General features: G+C 40.3%; 8 protein-coding genes and 2 pseudogenes. 9 read left to right on the top strand and 1 reads right to left on the bottom strand.

Features of this window, described 5'->3' with window-relative positions; genetic code table 11:
- The first annotated feature begins 29 nt into the window (after positions 1 to 29).
- Positions 30 to 1670 (top strand): amidohydrolase, encoded by a 1641-nt coding sequence (locus IPK31_06000; GenBank protein ID MBK8087517.1) that lies wholly within the window; start codon positions 30 to 32, stop codon positions 1668 to 1670.
- Here the strand turns inward: IPK31_06000 and IPK31_05995 are convergent, their stop codons facing one another.
- Entirely contained in the window at positions 1671 to 2513 is an 843-nt protein-coding gene (locus IPK31_05995) for a helix-turn-helix domain-containing protein (GenBank protein MBK8087516.1), read from the bottom strand. It abuts the gene before it with no gap.
- Between the two features lie 236 nt (positions 2514 to 2749).
- On the opposite strand from IPK31_05995, the gene IPK31_05990 reads away from it, so the two are divergent.
- The 8 genes and pseudogenes from IPK31_05990 to IPK31_05955 all read left to right on the top strand — a co-directional run bounded on the left by IPK31_05990 (position 2750) and on the right by IPK31_05955 (position 16905).
- Positions 2750 to 5686 (top strand): T9SS type A sorting domain-containing protein, encoded by a 2937-nt coding sequence (locus IPK31_05990; protein ID MBK8087515.1) that lies wholly within the window; start codon positions 2750 to 2752, stop codon positions 5684 to 5686.
- A gap of 144 nt (positions 5687 to 5830) precedes the next feature.
- The gene (locus tag IPK31_05985; GenBank protein MBK8087514.1) at positions 5831 to 8797 is read left to right on the top strand and encodes a SusC/RagA family TonB-linked outer membrane protein; all 2967 of its coding nucleotides are present in this window, start codon (positions 5831 to 5833) and stop codon (positions 8795 to 8797) included.
- 18 nt (positions 8798 to 8815) lie between these two features.
- Positions 8816 to 10386 (top strand): annotated as a pseudogene (locus IPK31_05980) (RagB/SusD family nutrient uptake outer membrane protein).
- A 17-nt stretch (positions 10387 to 10403) separates the two neighbouring features.
- Positions 10404 to 10739, top strand: coding sequence for a SusE domain-containing protein (locus IPK31_05975; GenBank protein MBK8087513.1), 336 nt, complete (start codon positions 10404 to 10406; stop codon positions 10737 to 10739).
- Positions 10694 to 11263, top strand: a complete 570-nt coding sequence (locus IPK31_05970; protein MBK8087512.1) for a hypothetical protein — start codon at positions 10694 to 10696, stop codon at positions 11261 to 11263. Before IPK31_05975 ends, IPK31_05970 begins: the two co-directional genes overlap by 46 nt.
- 12 nt (positions 11264 to 11275) lie before the next feature.
- Complete coding sequence (locus tag IPK31_05965; protein MBK8087511.1) at positions 11276 to 13072, top strand: SusE domain-containing protein; 1797 nt, start codon at positions 11276 to 11278, stop codon at positions 13070 to 13072.
- A 203-nt stretch (positions 13073 to 13275) separates the two neighbouring features.
- Positions 13276 to 14043, top strand: coding sequence for an isoprenyl transferase (locus IPK31_05960; GenBank protein ID MBK8087510.1), 768 nt, complete (start codon positions 13276 to 13278; stop codon positions 14041 to 14043).
- Between the two features lie 127 nt (positions 14044 to 14170).
- Positions 14171 to 16905: pseudogene (locus IPK31_05955) on the top strand (BamA/TamA family outer membrane protein).
- The last annotated feature ends 32 nt before the right edge of the window (positions 16906 to 16937 follow it).

Below are 16937 nucleotides of genomic sequence, written 5' to 3'. Positions count from 1 at the left end.
AAATTAAATTCGTCATCAATTCTTAAAACATGAACCGATTATTTTTTTTGCTGCTCGTTGTTGTTGTCTTTAGCCAGTGTAATACAAAGACGACGGTTGATACGTTGTTGATCAACGGTACTGTGTATACCGTTGACTCTTCTTTTTCAAAAACAGAAGCAGGTGCTGTGAAAGACGGGAAAATTGTTGCAATCGGTTCAACAGCTGAATTACAGAAAATATATGCAGCGAAAGAAACCATTGATTTGCAGGAAAAATATTTATATCCTGGTTTTATTGATGCACATGCACATTTCTTTGGTTATGGTTTGGATTTACGCAAAGCAAATCTCACGGGTACTGTAAGCTGGGAAGATGTATTGCATCTCCTCAGCGATTTTGCAAAAGAGTTAAACGCAAAACCCGGCGAATGGATTATTGGAAGAGGCTGGGATCAGAATGATTGGGAAGTAAAAGAATATCCAACCAAAGAAAAATTAGATCAGCTCTTCCCAACCAATCCGGTCATTTTAACAAGAGTGGATGGTCATGCTGCCATTGTAAATCAACTGGCGCTGGATAATAGTGGAGTAACTGCTTCAACAAGACTGATTGGAGGAGATGTGATTTTGAAAGATGGAAAGCCAACAGGTGTATTAATTGATAATGCAGTTGATTTAGTTTCTGCAAACATTCCTCCGGCAACTGATCAGCAGATCAAAGAAGGATTAACAGCAGCACAACAAAATTGTTTTGCAGTTGGCTTAACAACAATTGATGATTGCGGATTGAGTTATGAAAATGTATTACAGATTGAAAAAGCGAATCAAAGCGGCGAGTTGAAAATGCGTTTGTACGTAATGCTCAGTGATGCAAAAAATAATTATGAAGCCATTTTCAAAAGAGGAATGATTAAGACCGATCGTTTAAACGTCCGCAGCTTTAAAGTATATGCTGATGGTGCATTGGGTTCAAGAGGTGCCTGCTTACTGCAAGCTTATACAGACAAACCCGGTCATCTTGGTTTTTTATTAAGTAACCCGGTGCATTTTGATTCAGTTGCTGCAGTTATTTATAATAAAGGTTTCCAGATGTGTACACATGCCATTGGCGACAGTGGTAACAGAACCATTTTAAATGTGTATGGTAAATATTTAAAAGAAAAGAATGATCTGCGCTGGCGCATTGAGCATGCACAGGTAGTGAATGAACATGATTTTAATTTATTCGGCATGTACAGCATTGTGCCAAGTGTACAGCCAACGCATGCAACAAGTGATATGTACTGGGCTGATAAACGCTTGGGAACTCAACGTGTAAAAGGAGCCTATGCTTATAATGATTTATTAAAACAAAATGGATGGATTCCGCTGGGAACTGATTTCCCTGTTGAAGATATTGATCCGCTGAAAACATTTTATGCAGCTGTGTTCCGTAAAGATGCAAAGGGCTGGCCCGCTGAAGGATTTCAAACTGAAAATGCATTAACAAGAGAAGCAACCTTAAAAGGAATGACGATCTGGGCAGCTAAATCGAACTTTGAAGAAAAGGAAAAAGGAAGTATTGAAACAGGAAAGTTTGCTGACTTTGTTATCCTTGATACTGATATTATGACGGCAACATTTGAACAGATCCTGAAAACCAGAGTACTGAAAACAATCTGTAACGGAGAAACAGTTTATACGAAGTAATCAGTTTGCTTCACTTCTGAATGCCCTTGGGGTACTGTTCTTTTTTCTTGTAAACACACGGTTGAAATAAGTGATCGATTCAAACCCTGCACTGCGGGCAATGGTTGATATCTGTTTATCTGTTTCAATCAGCTGGTAACAGGCATACCCGATTCTGATTTCATTGAGATAATCAGAAAATGTTTTACCGGTTGCACGTTTAAAAAATTTACAAAAAGCACTGGGTGATATATTTACAATTGCTGCAGCTTCACTGATGCTGATGGGTTTGGAATAGTGCTGTTCCAGGTAGGTACAAACCTTATTGATTCTGTATTCTTTGTTTTTTGCCTGCGAAATATCATATTCAGAAGAAGCGAGTCTTCTCCCTTTTTGTTTGGCCAGCTGTTCCAGCAGTAAAAGGAAATCAGTAATTTTTTGAACTCCTGTTTTATTGGGGAGTGAAAGAATCATTTCTTTAAATGGGGCGCTGTTTTTAAATGCCAAACCATGTTTACAGTTTTGCAGCAGGCGTTTGATGCTTTCAAAATCAGTTAAGCCAGAAAGACTGTTGAATAATGACCCTGAAAACTGGATGACAACAAAATCGCAGTCCATATTTTTTATTTTCCTGTCGGTTACCCAGGTGTGTGGCATATCAGGCCCTATCAGTACAAGATCACCGGCTTCAAATTGCTCATAACTGTCGCCAACGATTCGCTTTCCGGCCACATTTATTTTATACGTCAGCTCATATTCCGGGTGATGGTGCCAGTAAAACTCCAGGTAAGGAAGATTCATCCGGTAAGCAACCAGGATGGGTTTATCCTCTCCGGGAACAATTTTTTCGAGTTCGGCTTTCATCATATTTCACTGTAAATTGATGCAACTAAGGTAAAAATCATGGCAATATAGTGCTATAAATTGGAATTATTGTTCAAATAGTAACCTCAACTGTGGTTTAGCTTTGCAGGGTGAAAACGTTTGCACTAAACAAAAGTTGCAGAGGTTTGTAATATTTCGTTGGAGGATGGCTGGGTTTAAAAAATCCTGCTTCATTTAACGTATTACCGGGAGAGCTGATGTTAACGGATTGCATTATGAAAAAATTAATACTCTTACTGTTTACTGTGCTGATGACATTCATCTCGCAGGCTCAGTTATTGAGTTTTGCTCCAGACTTTCCATTGGATAACAGTAACCTTGTTATAACAATGGATGCTACAAAAGGAAATAAAGGGTTGCAGGGTTTTGCCGGACCGGTTTATGTACACATCGGCGTTATTACCAATCTCAGTGCAAATTCTACTCAATGGCAATATGCTCCCTTTGCATGGGGCAGCACTGGTGCAGCTTCACAGGCAACAGCAGCCGGTACCAATAAATGGACATATACTATTCCTAATATCCGTGCTTTTTTTAATTCAGCCGCCGGAGGGGTTCCTGCAGGAGAAACGATTTTAAAAGTAGCCATTCTTTTCAGGGATGGTCCGGGTACTATCAAACAGGCAAATTCGGATGGCAGTGATATGTTTATTCCGGTATATGCGGCCGGTGAATTTGCAGTTCGGTTTACGTCTCCTTTTATGCAGCCTATGTATAACATGGTGCCTGAGCCAATTAATGTTTCTGTTCCGGCTTCAATTCCTGTTACAGCTGTATCATCTAAAAATGCTACACTCACTATCCGTTATGATGGAACACAGATAGGCACAGCCGCTGCAGCTCAAACAGTAAGCGGCACTGCAAATGTTACAACAGAATGTCAGCACCTGATAACGGTTGAAGCTGATGATAACGGAACCTTCAAAAGAGATACTGTTAACTTCAGCATTACACCAGCGTCTTACCCAACCGGAGCAAGACCGGCAGGATTAAAAGATGGAATTACCTATGAAAATAATAATACAGAAGCTGTTCTTATTTTATATGCGCCATTAAAAAATAAAGTTTCAATCATTGGCGATTTTAATAACTGGTTACAAACCTGCGATGGCTTATTAAAGAAAGATGGTGATTATTTCTGGACAAGAATTACCGGCTTAACCTCCGGAACAAACTACCGCTATCAATACATTGTTGATGATACTATCCGTGTAGCAGATCCTTACAGTGAACTGGTGCTTGACCCGAACAACGATCAATATATTTCTGCTGTAACTTTTCCAAACATACCTGCCTATCCAACTGGAAAAACTACAGGCGGCATTGTAGGTGTACTTACACCTGGTGAAGCAACGTATAACTGGACCAGCAACAGCTATGTGCGTCCTGATAAAAAAGATTTGTTGATTTATGAGATGCTGGTGAGAGATTTTACAGCTGCTCAAAACTGGCAAACATTAAAAGACACATTAAACTACATCAAGAGCCTTGGCTTCAATGCCATTGAACTTATGCCGATCAATGAGTTTGACGGTAATAATAGCTGGGGATATAATCCTTGTTTTTATTTTGCACCTGATAAAGCCTACGGTACAAAAAATGCATTGAAAGCATTTATTGATCAGGCGCATAGTCTTGGCATTTCAGTAATACAGGATATTGCTTTTAATCATGCAACAGGACAATCACCATTGGCTGCCATGTGGTGGAACTCTTCATCAAGTCAGCCTGCATCTAACAGCCCTTACTTCTATCAAACAGCGCAGCATCCTTATAATGTATTCAATGATTTTAATCATAATACAGAAGCTACCAAATTACATGTTTCCCGGTTCATCCGTCACTGGCTGACTGAATACCGCATAGATGGTTTTCGCTGGGATTTGAGTAAAGGGTTTACTACTCAGAATTACGGTACCTGCACCAGTCCCTGCGAAAGCAATATGGCACAATACAGCCAGGACAGAATTAATCTCTGGAAACGCTATTATGATTCAATGCAGGTTGTATCACCGGGTTCGTATTGTATTTTAGAACACTTTGCAGCTGCAACTGAAGATGCTGAACTGGCAAGAAACGGGATGATGCTCTGGGGTAATATGACGTATAATTTTACAGGAAATGTAAAAGGAGTTTCATCTGAATCAGATATTAATAATGCATTTTGGATTAACCGCTGGGGCTCCACTAACCTTACTGATAAACCCGGTTTAATTACGTTTGCTGAAAGTCATGATGAAGAAAGAGTGATTTATAATACACTCAACAGTGCCAATACAAATACTTCCAATTCAGGAGTACATAATCCTAAAGATCTTACCACGGCTATTCGCAGGACAGAAGCAATGGCTGCCATTTTGATGGCAGTTCCCGGCCCTAAAATGATCTGGCAGTTTGGAGAACTGGGTTATGATTACCCGATAAATTATTGTGTAAACGGGACAATCAATAATAATTGCCGCCTCGATCCAAAACCTATCCGCTGGGATTATTATCAACAATTGAGCCGCCGCCGTTTATACGATACTTATTCAGCTATGGCAAGATTGCGTCAGCAAAAACCAACTGCGTTCCGCACATCAGCACTTGCCAGCGGAACTAATTTAGGAAACAGTTTAGTAAAGACTGTAATTGTGGATCATGCTGATCTGAAATATGTTGTTGTTGCCAATTTCGATGTAGTTCAGCAGTCACAGGATGTTGTAATTCCTCCGGGATTTGCTACATGGTATAATTATACTCAGGGGGGTACTATCAATGTAACAGGATCAACATATAATGTAACACTTCCTCCCGGTGAATACAGGGTATATCTCAATCAGAATATAACCGGAGGTAATGTAACAACAGGTATCAGGGACATTATTGCCAACAGTAATGAATTTAAGTTGAGCGTTTACCCCAACCCTGTTCAGCAAACTTCAACAATCAGGTATGAGTTGCCAAAGAGTGGAAAGGTGAGTATTCAGCTGATGAATATCCAAGGTCAGGTTGTGGCATCAAAGAATATGGGATTTCAGTTAAAGGGCCTGCAGATATATGAATTGAGCAGAACCAATTTTGCAGGTGTACGTTTAACAGCAGGACAATATGTATTACAGGTGCGGGTTGATAATGTTGTGCGGTATGAAAAGCTGATGGTGCAGCAATAGAATATTAAATATTGTCTTGAAACAGGATTTTATAATGGATAAAGTACAAAGTCAGTGTTAGAACTGCTTACAATCAGCAGTAAAATTTAGGCTTTGTCTTTTGAGCACTATAATTTGTGAATTCTTAAAATTAAACTATTGATTATGATCCCCAAACGACTGCTTGCCAGAGCAGGGGCATTAGTGCTTCTGTTGATGGTATTTGCACAAACTATTTTCGCCCAAGGTAAAACTGTAACAGGGAAGGTAACAGATAGTAAAGACGGAAGCCCGGTACCCAACGCTTCTGTTACTATTAAAGGAACCAATCTCGGTACAACTACTGATGCAGGAGGTAACTTCAGGATTGCAGTTGAAAACAACGCAGTGCTGGTTATCACCTCTGTTGGTTTTGGAAGTACTGAAGTTGCAGTAGGTACCCAAACCCAGTTAACCATTCAACTCACTTCCACCCAGGGAACACTGAACGAAGTAATCGTTGTTGGTTATGGTACACAACGTAAAAGAGATTTAACAGGTGCTGTTGCAACCGTATCTGCCAAAGACTTTGTGAAGGGTGCTCTGCAAACTCCCGAACAGTTAATTGCCGGCAAAGTTGCCGGTGTTCAGATTACACCCAACGGCGGTGCGCCCGGCAGTGGCAGCCGCATTCGTATTCGTGGCGGTGCTTCGCTCAATGCAAGTAACGATCCGTTAATTGTTATTGATGGGGTTCCGGTTGATAACGGCGGCATCTCAGGTGCAACCAATCCGCTCAACCTCATTAACCCGAACGATATTGAAACGTTCACCATTTTAAAAGATCCTTCTGCCGCAGCCATTTATGGTTCACGTGCATCTAACGGTGTAATCCTCATTACTACCAAGAAAGGAAAAAAAGGGAAAATAAAACTCAATTTCAGCGCACAGGCTTTTGTACAAACTGCTTCAAACAGGGTTGATGTATTATCTGCTGATGAAGTTCGTACCATTGTTAATGCAAAAGGAACGGCTGCACAGGTTCTGTTGCTTGGTAAAGAAAGTACAGACTGGCAGGATGAAATTTACAGAAACGCCTTAGGCCAGGACTATAACTTAAGTGCAACAGGTGCTATTGCAAAGGGCATGCTTCCTTTCCGGTTATCTGGCGGATATTTAAACCAGGATGGAATTTTAAAGACAGGAAACTTTCAACGTATGACTGCTTCTTTAAATCTCAATCCAAGTTTCTTCAATAATAAATTAAAGGTTGATCTGAACTTAAAAGGTGCCAGAACCACCAATGCTTTTGCAAACGAAGGTGCAATTGGAAATGCAATTACTTTCGATCCAACGAAGCCGATAAAAAGCGGCAGTGCAAGATATGGTGGTTATTGGGAGTGGACAGATCCTGATGGATTGCCAACCCAGTTGTCAAACCGTAACCCTGTTGGTTTATTAAACCTGAGGGAAAACACCAGTGAGGTGTTCCGCAGTATTGGTAACATTCAGTTTGATTACCAGATTCCTTTTGTAAAAGGCCTGCGTGCAAATCTGAACCTTGGATATGATGTATCAAGAGGTGGTGGTACAAATATTGTGAGCGACAGTGCTGCAGATAACTATCGTCGTAAAGGGATCAACAACCCTTATTATCAAAGCCGCACCAATAAGCTGGTTGATTTTTATTTCAACTATGCTCAAACCTACAAAGCAATCAACAGCCGTGTTGATTTTACTGCAGGTACCGGTTACCAGGATTTTGAATTCTACAGTTATAACAGCCCCGACAGAAGATATAAAGGGGATACTGTTCCGGGTTCAAACCAGGAATTTATTTCACAGGCTCCCGGTTTTACTATGATTTCATATTATGGACGTTTAGTGTACACCTTAGCGAATAAATATACCGTTACATTAAATGCACGTACTGATGGTACGTCCAAGTTTAACAAGGATAACCGCTGGGGTTTCTTCCCTTCTGCAGCATTTGCATGGCAGATTAACGAAGAAGAGTTTATGAAAAATTCAAAAGTTGTATCTAACCTGAAACTGCGTGCAGGTTATGGTGTTACCGGTCAGCAGGATGGTATTCCTTTCTATGGCTATATTCCTGTTTACAGTTTAAGTAATAATCAGGCACAATATCAGTTCGGCAGCAATTATGTAAATATGCTCAGGCCGGGTGCTTATGATGCTGATCTGCGTTGGGAAACAACAACCAACATTAATGCAGCTATTGACTTTGGTTTTATGGATAACCGTATTAATGGTACAGTGGAAGGATTTTTACGCAAAACAGAAGACCTGTTAAGTACTGTTCCTATTCCGGCAGGATCAAACTTCACCAACCGATTGTTTACCAACGTAGGTAATATTGAAAGTAAAGGTTTGGAAGTAACGCTGAATGTTGTTCCGGTAAGAACCAAAGATGTTCAATGGGATTTCGGCGTAAACTTTACCTATGTAGTACCAAAAATTACCAAGCTGCTTGTAAATGAAGATCCAAACTTCACAGGTGTGGAAGTAGGTGGTATCAGCGGAGGTACAGGTAATACTATTCAGCGTCATATTGTGGGCCAGCGTCCGAATTCTTTTTATATGTACAAGCAGATCTATGATGTAAATAATAAACCAATTGAAGGTTTATATGAAGATCTGAACCGTGACGGTATTATCAATGAAAAAGATCTGTATATCCTGCAGTCACCAGAAGCAAAATACTTTGTTGGTATTACATCAAGTGTGAGTGTGAAACGTTTTTCTGCAGGGTTTGTAATGCGTGGAAGCATTGGCAACTACATGTATGATAATATGAATTCAAACATGGGTGTTTACCGCCAGATTGTTAACCCGCTTGGATTCTTAGCCAACGGAACAAAAGATTATCTGAACACAGGATTTTTTAATAACCAGTATTTTTCTGATTATTATCTGAAGAATGCCTCTTTCCTGAAAATGGATAATATCAATGTTGGGTATGATGCAGGTGAAATTGCAAAGAATGTAAGATTGCGCATTACAGCCAATATTCAGAATGTATTTGTGATCACCAAGTATAAAGGACTTGATCCTGAAATTTCCGGTGGCATTGACAACACAATCTATCCACGCCCACGTACCTATGTACTGGGAGTAAATCTTGATTTTTAATAAATAAACATCTGCAATATGAAACGTATTTCATTTTATATAGCTTCTTTGGTGTTGGGTATGGCTCTTTTGAGCGGTTGTACAAAATCGCTCGACAGAGAACCCCAAACACACTCCCCTTCAGACAATGTATATACAACTGAAGCCGGATATTTACAGGTACTTGCCAAAGTTTACGGAAGCGTGGCTCTTACAGGTAACCAGGGTCCGGCGGGCAATGGCGATGTTGCCGGTATTGATGAAGGAACATCTGATTTTGTCCGTTTATTCTGGGAAGCCCAGGAATTAAGTACAGATGAAGCAGTTGTTGCATGGAATGATCCGGGCATCCAGGACTTCCATAACATGAACTGGAGTTCAAGTAACCCCATGTTAAAAGGCCTTTATTACCGTTGTACTTACATCGTTACATTATGTAATGAGTTTATCAGGGAAAGTGCACCTGATAAAGTAAGCGGCCGTGGTTTATCTGCTGACAATATCAAGAAGATGCGTGCAGAAGCAAGATTTATCCGTGCATTTGCCAACTGGGTATTACTTGATTTGTATGCTAATCCCGGATTTACAACTGAAAATGATCCTATTGGTAAATTCAATCCGCCTCAAACAAACCGTGCACAGTTGTTTGCTTATATCGAATCTGAGTTAAAGCAATTGACGGTGATTTATCAGCTCCCCGTTCCGGCGACTATGGCCGTGCTGATAAAGCAGCTGCCTGGTCATTACTGGCACGTATGTATCTGAATGCAAAAGTTTATACCGGCACAGATAAATACACAGATGCAGTTACTTATTCTAAAAAAGTAATTGATGCAGGCTATAGTTTATTGAGCGATTACCGTTGGCTGGCACTTGCAGATAATAATGTAAACAATACTGAATTTATCCTCACCTTAAACTATGATGGTATCCGCTCTAAAAACTGGGGTGGTACTACGTTCCTGGTAAACGCTTCTGTTGGTGGTGATATGGATAGAAACGTATCTGGTCTTACAGGCTGGGGTGGTATCCGTGCAACAAAAAATCTGCCCAACCTCTTTCCAGATGTAAATGGTACTGGTGATAAAAGAGCACAGTTTACTGCCGGATCACAGAATTTAGAGATCAACAACATCTCAGATTTTAAAGATGGGCTTGCTGTTATTAAATACCGTAACCGTACACGTACCGGTGGTTTTGGTAATGATCCCGAAAAAACATTTTCTGACATTGATTATCCTCTTTTCCGTTTAGCAGAAATGTATCTCATTTATGCGGAAGCTGTAAAACGTGGCGGAACAGGTGGAACCGATGCACAGGCAGTTATTTATTTAAATGCATTGCGTACAAGAGCACAGGTTTTAGCAGGTAATATCGGCAGCTATACGCTGGATTATATTCTTGATGAAAGAGCAAGAGAATTGTACTGGGAAGGATTCCGCCGTACTGATCTGATCCGTTTCGACCGTTTTGTGGAAGGCACTTATTTGTGGCCATGGAAAGGTGGTGTTAAAACCGGAGCAGGTGTGGCAGCAACAAGAAAGATTTATCCTATTCCTGATTCAGAGATTGCCGCCAATCCAAACCTGACACAGAATACAGGCTATTAATCAAAAAAAAAAAAGACATGAAATCATACATAACATCGTTTTCACTTCTGCTGGCAATGGTCTCTTTCTTTGCCTGCAAGAAAGTAGAAAATAAAATTCATTTCGAAAGCGGAACCAGCCCCATTTTAACAGGCAGTACTGCAACTGTTCGTTTAGAACCGGGAGAGGAAACCAATACGGCCATTACGTTAAACTGGACAAACCCTGAATATAAGTTTACAACAGGCATCAGCTCACAGGACGTGAAATATACACTGGAGTTTGATACACTAGGAGGTAATTTCAGCAGCGGCAAAAATACACTACTGTGTTTGCAAAGGATTTGTCTAAAGCCTTTACGGTTGCAGAATTAAACGGCATACTTGGAAATACAATGCTGCTTCAGCTCGATCCCCGCAGAACATATACAATACAGGCAAGAATTATTTCAAGTCTCGGGATCAATACCAATGCTGTTCCTTTAACTTCCAATACTGTTGCCTTTACAGTAAAACCATTTACTCCTCCTCCAAAGGTTGAAGCTCCCGGCACATCAGCAAATAATTATAATGATGGTGAACTGTGGGTTGTTGGCGATGCAAGTTTTGGTGGCTGGAACAATCCATTGTCAGCCCCTTATAATGTTTCTCAGAAGTTTACAAAGGTTTCCAAAACACTGTACCAGCTGACGGTTGCTTTACCGGGCGGTGGTGGATATAAACTGGTACAAACTATGGGAGTATGGGGTACACAATATCACATGACAACAGGTACATGGGCAAGTGGTGAATTTGAAAAGAAAGATTCTGATCCACAATTCCCCGGGCCACCATCTGCAGGTACATATAAAATAACAGTTGACTTTCAGTTAGGTGTTTATACTGCTGTAAAACAATAAAAATTAAAACACATGAAACTATTAAATAAACTCGGCTTAATCATGCTGCTTGTTGTTTTTGCTTTTGCAGCGTGTGAAAAAGCACCCGACCTTACGTATTATAAAAACGGAACGGCGGTTGTGCTTACTGCTTCTAAAACTACGGTGGCACCTGCTCCTTCAGATTCAGCAAACGTTGTTGTTTCTTTTTCATGGACCAGTCCTAAATACGAGCAGGATTCTTCCTTATATAAGTTTATACTGGAAATTGATTCTGCAGGAAGAAATTTTGCTAAAAAAACATCAAAGATTGTTAATGGCACACTTAACATGTCATTTACCGGCAAACAACTCAACGACATGTTAGCCGACTTTGGCTTTACACCTGGTCAGTCTTTCAGTTTTGATATAAGGATGATTTCTTCTTACGGCAATAACAATGAACGGTTAGTATCAAATGTTATTAAAGTTGATATTAAATCTTACCTGATTCCTATTACACTGGTGCCTTCTTCTTCAAGTCCACTGGTTTTATTGGTAAGCAATGCTTCCAACTCTGCAGTTTCTTTTAACTGGAATGCAAGTAATTTCGGTTCAAATACTATCCTGTACGCATTGCAGTTAGATACGGCGGGAGGTAATTTTGTTACCCCGCAGGTAAAACAATTAGGTACGGCATATACTACAGGATTTACAGTTAATGATTTGAATACAATGGCAATTGCCGCCGGGGTTATTGGCGGTTCAACCAAAAACGTTCAATTCAGAGTGGTAAGTTATTTAGGAAGCTATAGTAAACCTATGGTTTATTCAAATGCTGTTACAATCAGTGTTACTACATTTACGCCCGTTCCATCTGCTTTATATATTGTTGGAGATGCAACACCCGGTGGATGGAGCAACCCTGTTCCTTTACCATCTCAGCAGTTCAGCAGGATAAATGCTGTTTCTTATGGCATTGTTGTTAACCTCACAGCAGGGAAAAGTTATTTGTTTTTACCATTAAACGGAAATTGGGATCATAAATATGGGGGAACAAGCGCAACCGGAGGAGCATTATTAGCAGATGGTGCAGTTCCCGGCTCTAATACGCCAGCCCCTGCTACTAGCGGGATGTATCAGATTGTAGTCAACTTCCAGACAGGAACATATACTGTGACACCTTTTGCAACTGTCATTCCGGATAATTTATTTATCGTTGGGGGAGCTACAGACGGTGGCTGGGCAAACCCTGTTCCGGTACCATCTCAACAATTTACAAGGATAGATGCAGTTACATATGGCATTATAACTAATCTTAAAGCAGGGGATAGTTATTTGTTTTTACCGGTTAATGGTGATTGGGCTCATAAATTTGGCGGTACAAGTGCAACCGGAGGAACATTATTAGCTGATGGTGCAGTTCCCGGTTCTAATACACCTTCGCCGGCAACTACGGGCCTTTATCAGATATTGGTGAATTTTCAAACAGGAACCTATACCGTTACTCCACATACCGGATTTGTTCCCGTTCCTTCTAACTTATACATTGTAGGTGATGCTACTGCCGGAGGCTGGAATAATCCTGTTCCGGTTCCAGCACAACAATTCAACCGTATTAATCTTACACAGTTTGAACTAACACTTCCTCTTATTGGTGGAAAGAGTTATTTATTCCTGCCACTTAATGGCGACTGGACACATAAGTTTGGTGGTGCAAGCGCCTCTGGTGGGGCTTTATTAGCTGATGGTGCGGTTCCGGGTTCTAATACGCCTGCGCCTGCTGTATCGGGTACTTACAAGATTGTTGTAGATTTTGCTGCAAATACTTACTCTGTAAAACTTCAATAATTATTAAATTGAATAATCTTAAAAGGCTGCTTCCGAAAAGAAGCAGCCTTTTTCTTTTGTTATTACTTTACAATAAATGAAGATGATACCGCCTGAATAAACCTGATTAGATTCTTAAGAACAATCCATTTTCCCTTAAATATCCTTTCACAACAGCCTCAGCCCTATTTTTCATTACCTTCGTGCCCTTAATTTTCATGGCTATGAGTTCCTTGCGTGAACAATTGAATCCGGAGCGTTTGCCGCAGCATATTGCCATCATCATGGATGGGAATGGCCGTTGGGCAAAAGAACATGGTCAGGACAGATTATACGGTCATTATCATGGAGTGGAAAGTGTGCGTGATATTGTGGAGGGCTGCGCTGAACTGGGAGTAAAATATCTTACCCTGTATGCATTCAGTACAGAAAACTGGGACAGACCTGCTGAAGAGGTTACCGGGTTGATGGAATTGCTGGTAGATACCATCCGGAAAGAAACGGCAATTCTTCATACGAACAATATCAAACTGCATGTAATTGGCGACATTAAAATGCTGCCCGATTATGCGCAGAAAGAATTGCAGGAAAGTGTGGATGATCTGAAAAACAATACAGGGCTCAATCTCATCATGGCATTGAGTTACAGCAGCAGGTGGGAAATTGTGAATGCAATCAGGAATATTGCAACAGATGTAAAAGATGGCAGGCTGGATCCTGCAGCAATTGATCAGGATACTATCAAGGATTATTTAACAACAAGAGAGTTTCCTGACCCTGAATTGATGATAAGAACCAGCGGCGAATACAGGATCAGCAATTTCCTGCTGTACCAGCTGGCTTATGCAGAATTGTACTTTACCAATGTACGCTGGCCCGAGTTCAGAAAAGAAAATCTGTATGAAGCAATTCTTGATTTTCAGAAAAGAGAACGCCGCTTTGGTAAAACAGGGGAGCAGGTAAAAACAGAAGAACATGAAACACAATCATAAGATACTTGTAAAACAGGGTATTTTAACAAAGAGTTTCACTAAAAGCGTTTATTTTGCCGCCCGGCTTTAACTGGCACGAGCGGCATTTTTATAACCCAACTTACAACTTAACCGTAACTGATTTTTGATGCGTTTGAATAGAAATTTATTACTGCTTTTTATTGTTTGCTTCGGCTTTCAACTAAATCTTTGGGCACAACAACCCGACACCCTGAAACCCATTTCTGTAGACCCGGAACTGGAAGCAATTTTTAACAACAAGACTCCAAAAGAATACATCATTGCAGGAATAACTGTAAGCGGTTCAAAAACGTTTGATTCTGCATTGCTCGTTTCTATTACCGGTATTGCCATTGGTGATAAAGTTTACCTGCCCGGCGGTGATCTGTTCAGCAAAGCCATTGCTTCCATCTGGCGCCAGCAATATTTTGATGACGCCACGATTTACATTACCAAAATTGACGGCAAAGACATTTATATCGAAATCAATGTAACAGAAAGGGCAAGGTTGGGCAGTTTCTTTTTTAAAGGGGTGAAGAAAACGGAATAAGATGATCTGAAAGAAAAAATCGGCCTGTCGCCCAATAAAGTAATTACAGAAAACCTACGCCGTACAAGTATTGAACGGATTGAGAAGTACTATATCGATAAAGGATACATGAAGATTGATGTGAGGGTAACAGAAACAAAGAACAGCGTTAACCCAAACTTTATTGATCTTACGTTCAATGTTTACAAAGGAGCGAAAGTGAAAATTGATGAAGTGTTCATCAGCGGTAATGACAATGTTTCAGATCTGCGTTTGAAAAAACAATTAAAGGGAACAAAAGAACGCCTGCGGTTTACATTACATCCTTTAAATGATTCGCTTGTTTACGGAACAAAGGATACTACTACATTTAAACAGTTTTTACATAACAGGGATTATTTAATACCCAGTAAAATAAGAGATTATTTAGACCCATGGTTCCGTGTAAAATTCTCTGCTGCCAAATTCAACCAGAAAAAATATATTGAAGACAAAGAGAAGTTGCTGGAATATTATAACTCTTTGGGTTACCGTGATGCAGTGATTGAAAAAGATACCAACTATTACAATTCAAAAGGGAATCTTGTTGTTGAGATAAAAGTGCAGGAAGGCCGCCAGTATTATTTTGGTGATTTTACCTGGAGAGGAAATACAAAATACAGTGATTCTGTATTAACTCAGATTCTCGGAATCAAGAAAGGAGATATTTATAATCTTGAGGCGCTGAATAAAAAGTTAGGGAAACAAATGTCGGCTGAAGGCGGCGACATCAGCGGATTGTACATGGATGACGGTTATCTTTTCTTTAAAGTTGAGCCGATTGAATCGAGAGTATATAATGATACAATTGATTATGAAATCCGTTTCTCTGAAGGCCCGCAGGCAACCATCCGTGCGGTGAATATTTACGGAAATGATAAAACAAAGGAATACGTTATCCGTCGTGAGTTACGTACGGTGCCGGGTGAAAAATTCAGCCGCAGTGATATTATCCGTTCCATCCGTGAATTATCTGCTCTGAACTATTTCAACCAGGAAAAATCAATCCGAATCCGGTTCCAAATCCTGATGACGGAACAGTTGATATTAATTACACACTCGAAGAAAAATCAAGCGATCAGCTGGAGTTAAGTGCAGGCTGGGGCGGATATATAGGTTTAACCGGCACACTGGGTATTACCTTTAATAACTTCTCTACCAAAAACATTTTCAAGAAATCTGCATGGCAACCATTGCCATCAGGTGATGGACAGCGTTTGAGTGTACGTGTACAATCAAATGGCCCTTCCTTCAGTTCACAAAACTTTTCATTTACCGAACCGTGGCTGGGAGGCAAAAAAAGGAATAACCTTACATTAAGTGTATTCCGTACCAAACTCGCCAATGCATTTGATCCGCTTACCGGGTTACCTACAAGAGCAAAATCAACTACGCAGTATCTGAAAACGATTGGTGCAAGTGTATCTTTAGGCAAGCAGTTAAAATGGCCCGATGATTATTTCAACCTGATTACTTCAGTAAACTATACACAGTATAAATTAAAGAACTACCCCATCTTCCCTGAACTGGATAGTGGTGTTTCAAATAACTTTAATATCAAGTTCCAGATCATCCGTTCGAGTATTGATCAGCCTACCTTCCCGAGATCAGGTTCTTCATTCTCTTTGACGGCATCGTTTACACCACCATGGTCTTTATTCAGAGATGCATCAAAATATGTTGATCCTGCTGAAAAATACCGTTTGGTTGAGTATCATAAATGGCGCCTGAATTATGAATGGTATGTGCCAATCGGTAAACCAATGGGTGCTGAAAAGAACCGCCAGTTTGTGTTAAAAGCAGCTGCTAAATATGGTTTCCTTGGCCGTTACAACAAGGATCTTCCGATCTCTCCATTTGAACGTTTCCAGGTGGGTGATGCAGGTATGCAGAATAACTTTGGTATAATCGGTTATGATATTATTGCACACAGGGGGTATCCGGTGTATGATAATTCAAACCCCAAGATCAATAACGCCAACCAAACTTCAGCCAATACATTCTTTACTATCTTCAATAAGTACAGTTTAGAAATGCGTTACCCGTTAAGTACCAATCCAAGCAGTACAATCTTTGGGCTTGCGTTTTTTGAAGCGGCCAACGGATGGTATGATATCAAGGATTACAATCCATTTAAACTCCGCAGAAGTGCCGGTTTAGGTATGCGTTTCTTCCTGCCAATGTTTGGTTTACTTGGTTTTGATTATGGTATTGGTTTAGACAGGGCATTCCCGGGTGCAAGACTCAGAGATATGAGTAAGTTTACCTTTATGCTTGGCTTTGAACCGGAATAAAGCCCCAACCCTAAAGGGAGAAATACAATAAA

The sequence above is a fragment of the Chitinophagaceae bacterium genome (assembly GCA_016713085.1).
In the GTDB taxonomy this organism is placed as follows: Bacteria; Bacteroidota; Bacteroidia; order Chitinophagales; family Chitinophagaceae; genus Lacibacter.
The sequence above is the reverse complement of the archived record's forward strand: the minus strand, read 5'-3'. Positions and strand labels throughout refer to the sequence as shown.

Bases quoted from the DNA above. Each gene is read 5' to 3' on its own strand.
- IPK31_05965 (MBK8087511.1), top strand. From the start codon at position 11,276: ATGAAACTATTAAATAAACTCGGCTTAATCATGCTGCTTGTTGTTTTT.
- IPK31_05990 (MBK8087515.1), top strand. From the start codon at position 2,750: ATGAAAAAATTAATACTCTTACTGTTTACTGTGCTGATGACATTCATC.
- IPK31_05960 (MBK8087510.1), top strand. From the start codon at position 13,276: ATGAGTTCCTTGCGTGAACAATTGAATCCGGAGCGTTTGCCGCAGCAT.
- IPK31_05995 (MBK8087516.1), bottom strand. From the start codon at position 2,513: ATGAAAGCCGAACTCGAAAAAATTGTTCCCGGAGAGGATAAACCCATC.
- IPK31_06000 (MBK8087517.1), top strand. From the start codon at position 30: ATGAACCGATTATTTTTTTTGCTGCTCGTTGTTGTTGTCTTTAGCCAG.
- IPK31_05975 (MBK8087513.1), top strand. From the start codon at position 10,404: ATGAAATCATACATAACATCGTTTTCACTTCTGCTGGCAATGGTCTCT.
- IPK31_05985 (MBK8087514.1), top strand. From the start codon at position 5,831: ATGATCCCCAAACGACTGCTTGCCAGAGCAGGGGCATTAGTGCTTCTG.